Here is a 14,792-nt window from a genome sequence, read left to right on the forward strand (position 1 = left end):
GAGGTTGAGGGGTGGAGCTTGGGGATGGGCCGGCTCCCGAGGGCCGGGAGCCGGCCGTCGACGATCTCCGCCCGCTCAGCCAGGTCGGCTCACCCGGACCGCACGGCGGTCCGAACCGGCGCCGCTCATCCGAACTGGCCGACCTGGTACTCGCCCGCGGGCCGCACGGTGAGGACGTTCAGGCGGTTGAAGGCGTTGATGACGGCGATGATCGACACCAGGGCGGCGAGCTGGTCCTCGTCGTAGTGCTTGGCGGCGTTCGCCCACACCTCGTCGCTGACACCACCGGCCGCGTCCGCGATGCGGGTGCCCTCCTCCGCGAGCTCCAGCGCGGCCCGCTCGGCGTCGGTGAACACCGAAGCCTCGCGCCAGGCCGCGACCAGGTGGAGGCGGACCTGGGTCTCCCCGGCGTGCGCCGCTTCCTTGGTGTGGATGTCGATGCAGAAACCGCACCCGTTGATCTGACTGGCGCGGAGCGCGACCAGCTCGTGCGTCGCGGCCGGCAGCGTCGAGTCCGCGAGTGCCTTGCCCGCGGCGGCGATGTGCTTGACGACCTTGGCCGAGACCGGATTGGTGAGGAAGTCGAGACGGGTGTCCACGGTGATCTCCTTAGCCTGCTTGACCGGCTCGCCCCATGGGCGGAGCGGCCGTTCGCGGGACCTTGGCGTCCCAGCACCACCGACGAGACAGCCCGTCGGAATGTGAGGCGACGCCCGCGGCGACGCGGGCCCGCGTCACATTCCGGAGGGCTGTCTCGTCGTATGGGCGACGGCACATGCGGCAAGACGGAAACGCGGCAAGGGGAGCGGCGACACCATGAGGATCCAGTTCACGACCGGAGACGTCCGGCGCGACCCGAGCCTGGGCGCGATCATGAGCGAGCGGCGTCAGCTGATCAATCTCGCCTACCGGCTCCTCGGCTCGCTTGCCGATGCCGAGGACGTCGTACAAGAGGCCTACGTCCGCTGGTACGCGATGACCCCGCAGCAGCGGGAGGCCATCGAATCCCCCGGTGGCTGGCTGACGAAGGTCGCCGGCCGCATCTGCCTCGACCAGCTCCGCTCGGCACGGGCCCGGCGCGAGAGCTACGTGGGCGCGTGGATACCGGAGCCGCTGCCCGATCGCACGGAGTGGACCGAGGGGCGGCCGGGCGGCACGGCCTCCGATCCGGCCGACCGGGTCACCCTCGACGAGTCGGTCAACATGGCGTTCCTCGTCGTGCTCGAATCCATGACCCCGGCCGAGCGCGTGGCGTTCATCCTGCACGACGTCTTCCGCTACTCCTTCGCCGAAGTGGCCGAGATCGTCGGCCGCAGCCCGGCGGCATGCCGCCAGCTGGCGTCCTCGGCCCGCCGCCGCATGCGCGCCTCGCACGCTCCCGCGGCTCCGGCCGCCCGGAGTGCCGACGTCGTCAGGGACTTCAAGCAGGCATGGGAGGCCAAGGACATCGCCGCGCTCATCGGCCTCCTCGACCCCGAAGCCACGGCACTCGCCGACGGCGGCGGCCTGGTCAACGCCGCGCCCCACCCCGTCGCGGGAGCCGAGGAGATCGCGCGCTACTTGATCGCCGTCGCCGGCAGGCTGTCCGGCCAGACGATCCTGGAGCGCACGGTCAACGGCCGCCCCGGCCTGGTGGTCCAGCACGAGGGCGTCACCACGTCGGTGATCGCCCTCGACGTCGCAGGCGACCGGATCACGCGCTTCTGGGCCGTACGGAACCCCGAGAAGCTGCGGACCTGGACCTGGACCACGGCCTGACTGGACCACGGCCTGACTGGACCACGGCCCGAGGTGCCGGGTGCCTCCCCGTCGAGCCACCGGGTGCCGGTTTTTGTCCGCTTGAGGCCTCTGGTTTCCCCTTTACGATCTATGTCGTACGGTAAACCGACGAACTGAGCCGAGGCGCTCCATCGCGCCAGGGGTTGCTCAATATTCAAGCGGCGGCGACGACGGTCGCCGACGGTCGGAGGGGTGGGGTGGGCGGGAGATGGGTCCCAGGATCGTGCGCATCGACAACTCCGCCCGTGACAGCGTGCCTGATATCGACGGCACCATGACGAGCAGCCCGCGCCGCTGATGTCTTCGGGGTATTGACTCCTCGACTCCCCTCTGCCCGCGCCCAGTTGCCGTCGCCCGTCCTTCCGACGGCATGGAACGCCGTGTGTCCGCGCCCGCGCCCGTGCCGCACCGCCGTGTCTGTCCTCCGGAGACCAGATGACCACCCAGGAGATTCCCGAGCGGCTGCTCGACGGCTACGCCGACATGCTCACTCGGGCCGCCGCGACCGGCCGCCGCCTCACCCGTGAGGAGCTGACGTCACGCCGTGCGCTCGGTGCGCAGGCCGCCCACGCCGGGTACACGTGGCGCGTCCTCATCCGCGAGCACCTCACCGCCACCCGCGTCCACCGCCCCGCGGCCGGCGATCCCGACCATCTGCTCGCCACCGCGGAGCAGGCCATCGATGCCTTCGCCGAGGGGTACGAACACGCGCAACGGCTCGTCGTACGCCAAGAGGAGGCCGCGCGGCGTGAGTTGATCGACGACCTGCTGTACGGACGAGGGGACCTGGGGCGTCTCGCCGCGCGTGCCGAGCGATTCGGCCTGCGGCTCTCCCACGCGCACGCCGTGGCCGTGGCCGAGGGCCCCGACGCCTATGACGAGACCGATCCCGTGTCGCGGGACGTGGAGAGCGAGCTCGTCGGCCGCTTCGGCGACCGCCATATCCTGCTCACCACCAAGGACGGGCGGCTCGTGTGCATCGCCCCCGCCCATCAGGACGAGGTCCTCGCCCACTTCGCCAAGCGGGCCCACGCCGCCACCGACGGCGGCCGCATCGCCATCGGCCGGCCCCAGCCCGGCGCGGCGGGCATCGCCCACAGTTACGAGGAAGCCGTCAGCACCCTGGAGCTCGCGACGCGCATGGGCTTCGACGAGCCCATGCTGCGCGCCGCCGACCTCCTGGTCTTCCCCGTCCTCGCCCGTGACCGGCAGGCCTTGGTGGACCTGGTGCTCACCACGCTCGGACCCCTGGAAGAGGCGCGGGGCGGCGCCGTGCCCCTGCTGGAAACCCTGTTCGCCTACTTCGACACCGGGTGCGTGGCGGCCCAGGCGGCGCGGGAGTTGTCACTGAGCGTACGAGCCCTGACGTACCGTCTGGAGCGCGTCCGCACCCTCACCGGATCCGACCCCGCCGACCCCCTGGACCGCTACACCCTCCAGACAGCGGTGATCGGCGCCCGACTGCTCGGCTGGCCGACCACCTCGCTGTGACCGGTGACCTGTGACCAGCGGTGAGCCGTGGCGGTCAGTCGGTGACGTCGATCTTGCCGTTGAGCTTGTCGTTGAGCTTGGTGGGAGCCGTGCCCGCCAAGGGCTTGCCGCCCGTGATGCCCTTGAGGAGTTCGGCGACGTCGACTCCCGTGGTGGAGCTGAGGAGTTCGACGCCCTGGGCGACGTTGTCGGCGACCGTGCGCGACAGTTGGCTCGCGCCGTCCGTGGAGATCACGGTCATCTTGTCGATCGCGCTGAGCGGTTCCGCCGCCTTGGCCACCACACTGGGCAGGACCTCGACGAGCATCTGCAGCACCGCCGCGTCGCCGTACCGGTCGAACGCGTCGGCCTTCTTGCGCATCGCCTCCGCCTCGGCGGCTCCCTTGGCGCCGATCGCGGCGGCCTCGGCCTCGCCCTCCAGACGTACGGCGTCGGCCAGCGCGGCACGCTGCGCCTTCTCGCCCTCACCGGTCAGACGGGCCCGGTCGGCGTCGGCCTCGGCCTGCTTGACCAGGGAGACACGGCGGGCCTCGGCCTCCTGCTCGGCCTGGTAGCGGGCGGCGTCCGCGGGCTTGCGGATCTTGGTGTCAAGCTCGCGGTCGGTCAGGGCGGCCTGCCGCTGGGCGACCTTCTCCTGCTCGGTGAGGACCTCCTGCTGGCGGGCGGCCTCGGCGAGTGGCCCCGCGGCCCCGGCGCGCGCGGAGGCCTCGTCGGTCTCGGCCTTGATCTCCGCCTGCTTGAGGGAGAACGTCCGCTGGGCGACGGCGATCTCCTCCTCGGCCTTCAGCCGGGCCTGCTCGGCGGCACGGCGGGCCACGGCCTCGGCGATGTCCGCCTCCTGCTTGGCGCGGGCGGCCTCGGGACGGCCGAGATCCTCCAGGTAGGAGCCCTCGGTGGTGATGTCCTGTATCTGGAAGGCGTCGAGCACCAGGCCCTGCCCGGACAGGCTGGCCTCGGCCTCCTCGGCGACCTGCCCGGCGAAGGCGGCGCGGTCGCGGATGATGTCCTCCACCGACATCCGGCCCACGATGGAGCGCAGCGCGCCCGAGAGCACCTCCTGGGTGAAGCCGACGATGCCGCCCTGCTGGGCGAGGAACCGCTGGGCCGCGGCGCGTATGGAGTCCTCGGTGCCGCCGACCTTGACGATCGCGACACCCTCCAGGTTGGCCTTCACGCCGCGCAGCGTGACCGCGCCGCGCACCGCGATCGGGATGTGCCGCGAGGAGAGGTCGAGCGTGAACTTCTGCTGGACGAACGGCACGACGAACACGCCGCCGCCCACCACGACCTTCTGGCCGCTGTTGTCGGTGAAGATCCGGCCCGTGTCGGGGTCGGTGGACTTCTTCCCGCGCCGCCCGGTCACGATGAAGGCCTCGCTGGGCCCGGCGACCTTGTAGCGGGTCACGACGACGAGTGCGAGCAGCGCGAGGAGTACGACGACTCCGATGACGGCGGTCAGGACTGGACTCATGGTGAATTCCCCCCTGCCTCCCAGGGGGCGGCAGATCGGTGATGTTGTACGCGGGTGTGAAGGGCCGGTTCGGCTGATTCGGCCGGTCCGGTGGTCAGCGCTGTACGGGGCGGACCGCGACCGAGGTCGGCGACAGTGCCGCCTCCACCCAGATCTCGGTGCCGCGGGTGACGGCCACGGCGCTCTTGGCGGCGAACTTCACCGGCTGACCGGCCAGTTGGAGCAGTACCTCGCCATATCCGTCGACCGGGATCGCGGTGACCACGGCTCCCGCGGTGCCCACGAGATCGTCGCCCCGTGGCGTGGCCGCGGTCTGATCCCGCATCAGGGCGCGGCTGAACTTCCATGTCAGCCAGCCCGCTCCCGCACCGGCGGCCGCTCCGACGGCGGTGGCGCCACCGGCGCCGAGCCCGGTCGTGCCGAGCACGATCGCGCCGCCGAAGCCGAGCATGGACACGAATCCGGCGACCACGGGAAGGGACAGCACGCCGTCGAAGAGCCCTTCAAGAACCCCGTCGAAGACGAGGCAGAGGACCAGCAGCGCGATCCCCGCGATGCCAAGACCCAGAAAGAGAGTCACCGGAGCACCTCCCCAACTTGCCGGATGTCTCGGTGAGGTGAGGATCGTCGCATGCCGGGCAGATGGTGCACATTGCCGTGATCCGGCAATCATTGGAGCTCTTTCATGCCGGGCTGCTGTTTGCCGTTCTTCTGCAGGTCTGCCGTTCTGCCGGTCTACGCGTCGGCAGGGGCGCCCGTCCGGGCCTCCTGGGCGCGCCGACCGAGGAGTTCCGCCAGGCCCTGGCGGGTCGCGCCCAGGATCTGCCGCCGGCCTGCGGGTGGGCGGCGCGCAGGGTGCGGTAGACGGGCGGTGGCGAACGTGTCGTCGTAGAGGCGCAGGGCCACGCGCACGTTGGGCTTGACCGAGCGGGCGTACAGGGCGGCTTCGAGATTGGTGGTGCCGACGCTGGTGAGGGCGAGCAGTGCGTGCGCGCGGTGGATCTCGGCGGCTTCCAGCACGCCTTCGTCCGTGACGTCGCCGACGACCGTGGGTACGCGCAGTCGGCGGGCGAGAGGGATGCCGTGCGCCTCGGGATCCTCCTCCACGCACACGACGGGGATGCCGAGTTCGCGCAGGCGCGCCAGGACGCGGGTCCCGATCTTGCCGAGGCCGAGCGGGACCACGTGCCCGGGGAGACCGCCTGGCGGACGGCGCAGGGAGGAGGCGGCGCGGAACGTGCCCAACGCCTCAAGGACGGCGGCGAGCAGCACCGGCAGGAGGAGCAACCCGGCCAGGCCGGAGAGGAGTTGAAGGATCTGGCGTGCGGTGGACTCGCCGAGCGCGGGATCGTCGATGGCGAACAGGTCGAGCAGGGTCAGATAGGCGGCGTGCAGCGGGTGGGCGTCGCTGGTCAGCCAGTTCGCCACCGCGAGGCCGAGGACGCAGGCCCGAGGGGCAAGGTAGTTGGGGTACGCGACTGGCGCGATATGGCTCACCGGGAGCAGGATTGCCGTCGCCGCCGGTCGGGGAAACTGGCGGAGGGCGGGCTCTGCGGACTCTCCAGCACTCGCCAACACCAGCCCCCACACCAGTACCTGACCTGAGTTGACCCGCGATGACCCGCGTTGACCCGAGTAAGGAGCCTGGGCATGGATTTCGGACGTGTGCCGCAGACAGATCCGACCGCCTCGTGAGCGGCACCGTCCCCACGGGGCCGGCCGCCGCGGAGCCCGGCGCGACTTCCCAGACCGTCGCCGACGACGGCCGCGTCGAGCTGCTCCCCGGCGCCTTTCCGGAGCACAGCCGCTTCGCCAACGACGACCTCAAGCCCATTCCGCTCGCCGAACGCCACTGGAGCACCTACAACTTCGCCGCGCTGTGGGTCGGCATGGCCCACAACATCCCTTCCTGGACGCTCGCTTCGGGCCTGGTCGCGCTCGGCATGGACTGGCGCCAGGCCGTCTTCACCATCGCGGCGGCCAACGTGATCGTGCTCCTGCCCATGCTCCTGACGGGACACGCGGGCCCGAAGTACGGCATCCCGTTCCCCGTCCTGGCCCGCGCGTCCTTCGGCCTGCGTGGCGCGAACCTGCCCGCCCTGATCCGCGCCGTCGTGGCGTGTGGCTGGTTCGGCATCCAGACCTGGATCGGCGGCCAGGGGATCTACGTCCTGCTCAACAAGGTCTTCGACGGCGCGTGGAGCGACGAGGCGCAGATCGGCGGCTATCCATGGCCGCTGTGGCTCTGCTTCGTGCTCTTCTGGGCCCTCCAACTGGCCATCATCCACCGGGGGATGGAGGCGCTGCGCCGCTTCGAGAACTGGGCGGCGCCCTTCGTGCTCGTCGGGGCCGTCGTGCTGCTCGTGTGGATCGCCGACAAGGCGGGCGGCCTCGGCCCGCTCCTCGACCAGCCGTCCGCACTGGGCTGGGGCGCCGACTTCTGGCCGGTGTTCTTCCCCGCGCTGATGGGCATGATCGGATTCTGGTCCACGCTGTCCCTGAACATCCCCGACTTCACCCGGTTCGGGAAGGGGCAGCGGGCGCAGGTGTGGGGGCAGACGCTCGGCCTGCCGACCACCATGACCGCGTTCGCGCTCCTGTCCGTCCTGGTGACCTCCGGCTCGCAGGCGGTGTACGGCGATCCGATCTGGGAGCCCGTCGACCTGGCGGCCAAGGCCGACAACGTCTTCGGGCTCCTCTACGCCCTGGTGACGGTCCTGGTCGCCACGGTCTCTGTGAACATCGCGGCGAACGTGGTCTCACCCGCGTACGACCTCGCGAACCTCGCCCCGAAGTTCATCAACTTCCGTACGGGCGCACTGATCACCGGTGTCGTGGGCGTGGTCATCTTCCCGTGGAAGCTGATCGAGACGCCTGAGCTCTACATCTTCGTCTGGCTCGGCGTCGTGGGCGGACTGCTCGGCACGGTCGCCGGAATCCTGATCGCCGACTACTGGGTGGTGCGGCGGACGGTCCTCGACCTCGTCGATCTGTACCGCCCCGAAGGGCGCTACTGGTACACCGGCGGCTGGAACCTGCGCGCCGTCGCGGCCTTCGCGGTCGGGGGCGTGCTCGCCGTGGGCGGTTCGCACTCGGCGCCGGGGAAGGGGCCGTTCCCCGAGGACGGGCTGATCCCCGCGCTGCGGCCGCTCGCCGACTACGGGTGGGCGATCGGGCTCGCTTCGGCGCTGGTGGTCTACGTCGGGCTGATGACGGTGGGCAGGCGCGCGGGCTCCGGAGGAGGCCGGCCGGCGGCCTAGACTGGATCCTCGCGACCCTTGCGTACGAGACGTTCGTGCGCGCGAGTCCGGGCGCGGAGGGCGGAGGAGGACGACCGTGGCGACAGGCGGCACCGGCTTCGACGATCCGCCGGCCGAGGTTCTCGCCGAGGCGGCCGCGGCCTTCGGCCTGCTCGCCTCATCCGCGCGGCTGCACATCGTGTGGGCGCTCGCGCAGGGCGAGAGCGACGTGACGGGTCTTGCCGAGCGGGTCGGCGGTGCGCTGCCCGCGGTCAGCCAGCATCTGACGAAGCTGAAGCTCGCCGGGCTCGTGCGGGCCCGGCGCGAGGGCAGGCGCCAGGTCTACTTCGTCGACGACGCGGACGTGGTGACCGTGGTGCGGCTGATGGTCGGACAGCTGACGGACCGCGCCGACCGCACTGACCGCCCCGACCGCGCCGACCGCGCCGACCGCGCTGTGGAGTCTCCCGCGCGCCGGCTCCGCGGCCTTGGCGCCTGAGACCTTGGTGCCTGAAGCCTTCGCGCCCGAAACCCTGGAGCCTGAGGCCCTCGTGACGGAGGCCGCAGCCAGTGGGCTCACGGCGCTCGAGGTGCTGCGCCGTGTGGACAGCGGCCCGCGCGGCCTGACGGACGAGGAGGCCGAGCGGCGCGTCGCCCGGTTCGGCGAGAACACCCTTCCCGACCGGCGTGCGGTGGCGTGGCCGCGGCTCTTCGGCCGCAGCATGCGGGATCCGTTCACGGCTGTGCTGCTCTGCCTCGGCCTGGTGTCGGCCACCGTCGCGTCCTGGGGCACCGCCTGCGTGATCCTGTGCCTGGTCGTCGTCAGCGGGGTGCTGCGGACGTCCGGTGAGTACCGCGCCGACCGGTCCATGGCCGCGCTCCGTGCGCTGGTGGCCACCACCGCGACCGTGCTGCGCCGCGCGGAACGGGACGGGGATCCCCAGGAGCGGGAGATCCCGGTTGAGGAGCTGGTGCCCGGGGACGTGGTGCGGCTCGGCCCCGGCGATCTCGTCCCCGCCGACGTACGGCTGCTGCGCGCGAGCGGACTCGGCGTGCGCCAGGCCGCACTGACGGGGGAGTCGGCGCCGGTGCCCAAGGCTGCCGCCGACGTGCCGGGCCCGCGGCGCCCCGAAGGCACCTTCGAGCAGCCTCATCTCTGCTTCCAGGGCAGCAGCGTCGCCTCGGGCAGCGGCACCGCGGTGGTCGTCGCGACCGGGGCGCGGACCCGGTTCGCCGCCGCGCACGGCCTGCAGGAGCGGCACAGCCTGCGGGGGCAGCGCGGGCTGCAGGGGCGGCGCGGGCCGAGCGCCTTCGACCGTTCCGTGCACGGCATCTCCTGGGTCCTCATCCGGTTCATGCTGCTGACCCCGCCGCTCGTCCTGATGGCCAACGCCGCCCTGCGCGGGCGGGGCCTCGAGACCCTGCCGTTCGCGGTCGCCGTGGCGGTCGGCCTGACGCCGGAGATGCTGCCGGTCATCGTCACCACCTGCCTGGCGCGCGGGGCCTCGCTCCTGGCCCGTACGCACGGGGTGATCGTCAAACGGCTGCCCGCGCTGCACGACCTCGGCGCCGTCGACGTCCTGTGCCTGGACAAGACCGGCACGCTCACCGAGGACCGGCCGGTGCTCGACCGCGCCCTGGGCGCCGACGGGCATGCGGCGCCCGAAGCGCTGCACTGGCCGCGGTCAACTCCTGGTGGACGCTCCAGCTCGCCGAGCTGCCCGCCCCCGACCCGCTCGACGACGCGGTCCTCGACGCCGCGGACGAGGACGAAGCGCTGCGGTACGACGGGGTGGCGGCGCTGCCCTTCAATTCCGTACGCCGCATCGCCACCGCCGTCGTACGCCGTCCCGGCAGCCTCGGCACCCACACGCTCGTGGTCAAGGGCGCCCCAGAGGACGTACTGGAACGCTGTGTGCTGGGGGACGGTGAACGAGCGAGGCTGCTGGCCGTCGCCGCCGACGAGGCGGACAGTGGCCTGCGCGTCCTCGCCGTCGCCACCGCCGAGCGGACCGCGCGCACCCGCGCCTACACCCCGGCCGACGAACGCGGCCTGACCTTCCGCGGCTTCCTCACCCTGCGGGACGCGCTCGCCCCGACCGCGGCCGGCGCCCTGCGGGACCTCGCTCAGAGCGGCATCACGGTCAAGATCATCACCGGCGACCATCCGGGGACGGCGGCGCGGGCCTGCCGTGAGCTGGGGATCGGCTCCGGCCAGGTCCTGACCGCCGACCGCCTCGACACCCTCACCGACGCCGAACTGGCCGAGACCGTCCGGCGCACCACCGTCTTCGCGCGCTGCACCCCCGAGCACAAGGCCCGCATCACCGCGGCGCTGCGGTCCTGCGGGCACACCACCGGATTTCTCGGCGACGGGGTCAACGACCTGCCCGCGCTGCGGGCCGCCGACGTGGGGATCGCCCCGCGGGCCGCCGTGGACGTCGTACGCGAGAGCGCCGACGTGGTGCTCGCCGACAAGGACCTCACCGCGATCGACCAGGCCGTCCTCGCGGGACGCCACAGCAGCGGCAACATCGCCACGTATCTGCGCGTCACGCTCTCCTCGAACCTCGGCAACGTCATCGCGATGCTCTGTGCCGGACTCCTGCTGCCGTTCCTGCCGATGCTCCCCGCGCAGGTCCTCGTGCAGAACCTGTGCTTCGACGCCGCGCAGCTCGCCTTCGCCTACGAGCGGCCACATCCGGCGGTGCTCCGCCGCCCCACCGTGCTGCGGCCCCGCGCCTTCCTGCGTTTCATCACCGGCTTCGGCGCCCTCAACGCCCTCGCCGACCTCGCCACCTTCCTCGTCCTCGCGCTCGCCCTGCATGGCCCCGGAGCCGTGGACGACCAGGCGGTGTTCCACTCCGGGTGGTTCACCGAGAACCTGCTGACCCAGGCCCTGGTGATGCTGCTCCTGCGGACCGGCCGCCGCAGGGCCGAGGGCTGGACGCCGGGCCCGGTGGGCTGGTCGGTGGCCGCGCTCGCCGCCGTCGGACTGCTCCTTCCGCACTCGCCGCTGGGGCCGTTCCTGGGGATGACGGCGCTGCCGGGCCTGTACTACCTGCTGCTCGCCGTGGTGCTCGGTCTCTACGCGGTGGCGCTCGGGGTGCTCCGGCGACGGTGGGACGTTCAGCCGTAGGAGAGGTCGGAGCAGGGGTTGTCGTCGGCCGAGCGGGCGTCGTCGGCGATCTTGTCGGGGACCTTGCCGGGGACGGGTTCCGGCTCGCCGGAAGGCGCGGCCGAGGGGGCGTCCGCGTACGACTGGCCGAGGGTGACGGTGATGCCGGGCGCGGTGGCCGACTCGACCTCCGCCCCCGGGAACAGGCGAGCGAGGGACTTCGCGCGGCTCTTTTCACCGGGGCCGTAGGCGATCACCGTGGTGGCGTGGTCCTGGGTTGCGGCGGTCGCGGTGTCGGTGACCGTGAAGTCGTGCTCGGTGAGGGTCTTCGCCGCGCGGGCGGCGAGGCCGGTGACGGTGGTGCCGTTCTCGACGGCCACGGCGGCGCCGTCCCCGGAGACGGGCGCGGCGGTCTTCGCACCGGTGGACTCCCGCTCACCCTTCCCGCCGCCGGCGTCCGCCCCGTCCAGCGTGCGGTCGTCCTTGAGCGACGCCCAGAGAGCGTCGGCGTCCGGCTGGACGACGGCGACGCGCGAACCCTCGTACCGCCAGGGGACGGTGACGAACTTGGTGTTGCTCAGGTCGATGTCCTTCAGGGACATCGCGAACGAGATCAGCTTGTCGGCGGAGCCGAGTCCGGGGTCGACGGTCATGGACTTCGTCGCGGCGTCCGCGAGCGGCAGCAGCTTGGTGGGGTTCAGGCCGTCGCTCTTGACCTTCTTCAACAGGCTTGCGACGAAGGCCTGTTGACGCTTGATGCGGCCTATGTCGGAGCCGTCGCCGATGCCGTGCCGGATGCGTACGTAATCCAGGGCCTTCCGGCCCGACACCTCCTGCTCGCCCTTGGTGAAGAGACGTGTGCCGCGGGTGGTGCGGTGGGGGTTGAGATCGCGCTGGTAGACGTCCTGCGGCAGGCACACCCGCACTCCGCCCACCACGTCCGTCAGCTCCGCGAACCCCTTGAAGTCGACGACGACGGTGTGGTCGACGCGCAGGCCGGTGAGGTGCTCGACGGTGTTCTGGGTGCAGGCGGGGTTGCCCTTGGCGGTCTCGCCCACGGAGTACGCGGCGTTGAACATGGTGTTCGGCCGGGTCCTGGTCCAGCTGCCGTCCGGCAGTTTGCAGGGCGGGATGTCCACGAGGGTGTCGCGGGGTATGGAGACGGCGACGGCGTGCCGGTGGTCGGCGTACACGTGCAGCAGGAAGGCGGTGTCGGAGCGGCCGATGTCGCTCTTGTCGCCGCCGCCGAGCGCGCTGTTGCCCGCTGTGCGCGCGTCCGAGCCGATCACCAGGAGGTTCTCGCCCTTGGACGCGTCGGCGTCGGGCCGGTCGCCGGAGACGCCGTCCGCCGCGAACGTGTCGATGTTGCCGCTCAGGCGGAAGTACGCCCACCCGGCGCCGGCCGCCACGAGGACCAGGAGTGACAGGACGACGCCGAGAGCGAGCCGCACACGGCCGCGCTTGCGCCGACGACCGCGTACAGCTGCACGGTGGCTGGTGGTCATGGGTGCCGCCCTATCCGTCCGAGTCGTTCCGCCTCATGGAGAGGGACCTTCCGGACCGCCCCATGGTTGTACAGTTGCGCAATGTAGCAATCTTTTCTGAGGCAACCGACGGCTGAGTGACAGCTGGCACATCTAGTGACAGCTGAGACATCTGTGGAGAAGGGCGGGCGAGATGCTCCGTAACGGACTGGAACCCTGGCATCTGCTCATCGTGGCGATCGTGGTCATCGTGCTGTTCGGCTCGAAGAAGCTGCCGGACACGGCACGCGCGGTGGGCAAGTCCCTGCGGATCCTGAAGAGCGAGACCAGGGCGATGCGGGAGGACGGGGAGCGGGGGAAGGGTTAGGCAGGCCGCGCCACCGGTACAGGAGTCACCGTCACGTGGCCGTGGCATGATCCCCGCGTGACCGTCATAGCGTTCAGACATGTCGCTGCCCTCGCGGCCGTGGTCCTGCTCGCCACCGGGTGCGGGCTCTCGGAGGAGTTGGAGCGGGAGGCGGATCCCGGGCGTACGGCGTCGGCTCAGGATGGTCGGGCCGGTGCGGGGGACGGCGACGGATTGTCGGCCTCGGCCGGTCCTGCCTCGCCGACCGGGATGCCCGTCGAGACGGGGCCGCCGGAGGTGCCCGACGTGGCTTCGCCCTCCTGCCCCGCGTCCGGTGTCCGCATCGAGGCGGGCATGGTCAACCCCGCCATGGGCCTGCGCGCGATGAGCGTGACCCTGACCAACTGCGGCAAGGACACCTACCGCCTGAAGGGCTATCCGAAGCTGCGGGTCCTGGACGAGCGCCGCGAACCCCTCGACGTACAGATCCTCGAAGGGACCGAGCCCATCATGGCGAGGGACGACGACCCCGGCCCGAACCACCGCGTCTCGCTCAAGCGGGGCGAGGAGGCCTACACCGTCCTCGTCTGGCGCAACACCGTCACGGACACGACCACGACCGCCGTCAGTGGCACCTATCTCAAGGTCACCCCGGCGCCTGGCACCCGCCCCGGGACCGTGACGCCGGAGGGCCGGATCGACCTCGGCAACACCGGCCGCATCGGCACGACCGCCTGGCAGAGGCCGCCCGCCGACGCCGCGAACCCGTCAAGGCCTACGGCACCCGTGCCGTCCACTCCGGCGAGCTGAACTTCGTCCGGGCCAGTTCCTTCGCCCTGGCCATCTCCTCGTCCGTGGCCTTGCCCACCGTCAGGCCGTACCGCGCGCGGAAGGAGTCGAGCATCCGCTCGATCACGGTCTCGCGCGGGAGGCCCGTCTGGCGGCGCAGCGGATCCACGCGCTTCTTCGCGCTCCGCGTGCCCTTGTCCGAGAGCTTCTCGCGGCCGATGCGGAGCACCTCGACCATCTTCTCCGCGTCGATGTCGTACGACATGGTCACGTGGTGCAGCACGGCGCCGTGGCCGCCCGCGACCCGCTTCTGGGCGGCGCCCGCGACCTTACCGGCGTCGGTGGCGATGTCGTTGAGGGGTTGGTACCACGCCTTGATGCCCATGTCGCCCAGCGCGTCGAGGACCCAGTCGTCCAGATAGGCGTAGCTGTCGGCGAAGGACAGGCCCTGCACGAGGGAGTCAGGGACCGAGAGCGAGTACGTGATGGCGTTGCCCGGCTCGCAGAACATGGCGCCGCCGCCACTGATCCGGCGCACCACCTGGACGCCGTGGCGCGCGGCGCCCTCCTGGTCCACTTCGTTGCGCAGCGACTGGAAGCTGCCGATGACGACCGCCGGGGACTCCCACTCCCACACGCGCAGCGTCGGCGGGCGGCGCCCGGCGGCGACCTCCTCGGTGAGCACCTCGTCCAGGGCCATCAGGAGGGCGGGGGACTGCGGGGCCTCGTGGATCAGCTGCCAGTCGTAGTCGGTCCAGTCCGTGGCGTGCGCGAGGCCGCGGCGCACCGCGACGCCCACGCCCTCCGACGTGAGTCCGTACATCACCGTGCCCTCCGGGAGCGCGGCGTCGACGCGGGAGGCGAGCCCCGCCGTGTCGGTGTCGGCGGGTGCGCCCTCCAGGGCACGGCTCAGGGCGTCGAACGCCTCGTCAGGTTCGAGGAAGAAGTCCCCCGCCACCCGCACATGCCGCAGTGCGCCGTCCTCGACCTCCAGGTCCACGACGACGAGCTTGCCGCCGGGGACCTTGTACTCACCGTGCACTGTGCTTCCTCCGGGCCTGGCCGAATCGCGGAC

11 protein-coding genes and 2 pseudogenes are annotated in these 14,792 nt (G+C 71.6%); 7 read left to right on the top strand and 6 right to left on the bottom strand.

Annotated elements, in window-relative coordinates:
• Positions 1-125: 125 nt before the first annotated feature.
• A complete protein-coding gene (locus AC07AG_RS07895) occupies positions 126-599 on the bottom strand; it encodes a carboxymuconolactone decarboxylase family protein (RefSeq protein WP_478752962.1) in 474 nt (157 codons plus the stop codon).
• Positions 600-816: 217 nt separating this feature from the next.
• Between AC07AG_RS07895 and sigJ the strand changes: the two genes are divergently transcribed.
• Together sigJ and AC07AG_RS07905 are read left to right on the top strand one after the other, a co-directional pair.
• On the top strand, positions 817-1,758 hold the full coding sequence (gene sigJ, locus AC07AG_RS07900; RefSeq protein ID WP_478752964.1) for an RNA polymerase sigma factor SigJ: 942 nt from the start codon (positions 817-819) through the stop codon (positions 1,756-1,758).
• A gap of 456 nt (positions 1,759-2,214) precedes the next feature.
• A complete protein-coding gene (locus tag AC07AG_RS07905; protein WP_478752966.1) occupies positions 2,215-3,270 on the top strand; it encodes a PucR family transcriptional regulator in 1,056 nt (351 codons plus the stop codon).
• Positions 3,271-3,304: 34 nt separating this feature from the next.
• On the opposite strand, the gene AC07AG_RS07910 is transcribed toward AC07AG_RS07905, so the two are convergent.
• From AC07AG_RS07910 to AC07AG_RS07920, 3 genes and pseudogenes are all read right to left on the bottom strand, one after another.
• Complete coding sequence (locus AC07AG_RS07910; RefSeq protein WP_478752968.1) at positions 3,305-4,741, bottom strand: flotillin family protein; 1,437 nt, start codon at positions 4,739-4,741, stop codon at positions 3,305-3,307.
• 94 nt (positions 4,742-4,835) lie between these two features.
• Positions 4,836-5,321: a hypothetical protein gene (locus AC07AG_RS07915; RefSeq protein WP_478752970.1), complete on the bottom strand. Its 486-nt coding sequence runs from the start codon at positions 5,319-5,321 to the stop codon at positions 4,836-4,838.
• A 238-nt stretch (positions 5,322-5,559) separates the two neighbouring features.
• Positions 5,560-6,187: pseudogene (locus tag AC07AG_RS07920) on the bottom strand (NAD-binding protein); the annotation flags it as partial.
• A 245-nt stretch (positions 6,188-6,432) separates the two neighbouring features.
• Here AC07AG_RS07920 and AC07AG_RS07925 point away from each other — a divergent pair.
• From AC07AG_RS07925 to mgtA, 3 genes and pseudogenes are all read left to right on the top strand, one after another.
• The gene (locus AC07AG_RS07925; protein WP_478752971.1) at positions 6,433-8,001 is read left to right on the top strand and encodes an NCS1 family nucleobase:cation symporter-1; all 1,569 of its coding nucleotides are present in this window, start codon (positions 6,433-6,435) and stop codon (positions 7,999-8,001) included.
• A gap of 76 nt (positions 8,002-8,077) precedes the next feature.
• On the top strand, positions 8,078-8,479 hold the full coding sequence (locus AC07AG_RS07930; protein WP_478752973.1) for an ArsR/SmtB family transcription factor: 402 nt from the start codon (positions 8,078-8,080) through the stop codon (positions 8,477-8,479).
• A 34-nt stretch (positions 8,480-8,513) separates the two neighbouring features.
• Positions 8,514-11,119: pseudogene (gene mgtA / locus AC07AG_RS07935) on the top strand (magnesium-translocating P-type ATPase).
• On the opposite strand, the gene AC07AG_RS07940 reads toward mgtA, so the two are convergent.
• The gene (locus AC07AG_RS07940) at positions 11,110-12,603 is read right to left on the bottom strand and encodes an LCP family protein (RefSeq protein WP_478752975.1); all 1,494 of its coding nucleotides are present in this window, start codon (positions 12,601-12,603) and stop codon (positions 11,110-11,112) included. The pseudogene mgtA and the gene AC07AG_RS07940 sit on opposite strands and share 10 nt — an antisense overlap.
• A gap of 172 nt (positions 12,604-12,775) precedes the next feature.
• Here AC07AG_RS07940 and tatA point away from each other — a divergent pair, with 172 nt between their 5' ends.
• On the top strand, positions 12,776-12,949 hold the full coding sequence (gene tatA, locus AC07AG_RS07945; RefSeq protein ID WP_478752977.1) for a Sec-independent protein translocase subunit TatA: 174 nt from the start codon (positions 12,776-12,778) through the stop codon (positions 12,947-12,949).
• 57 nt (positions 12,950-13,006) lie between these two features.
• Entirely contained in the window at positions 13,007-13,738 is a 732-nt protein-coding gene (locus AC07AG_RS07950) for a DUF4232 domain-containing protein (RefSeq protein ID WP_478752979.1), read from the top strand.
• Here AC07AG_RS07950 and AC07AG_RS07955 read toward each other — a convergent pair.
• Positions 13,704-14,759, bottom strand: a complete 1,056-nt coding sequence (locus AC07AG_RS07955) for a lipoate--protein ligase family protein (RefSeq protein ID WP_478752981.1) — start codon at positions 14,757-14,759, stop codon at positions 13,704-13,706. The two genes, AC07AG_RS07950 and AC07AG_RS07955, sit on opposite strands and share 35 nt — an antisense overlap.
• Between the last annotated feature and the right edge of the window lie 33 nt (positions 14,760-14,792).

Source organism: Streptomyces sp. NPDC044044 (assembly GCF_056434405.1).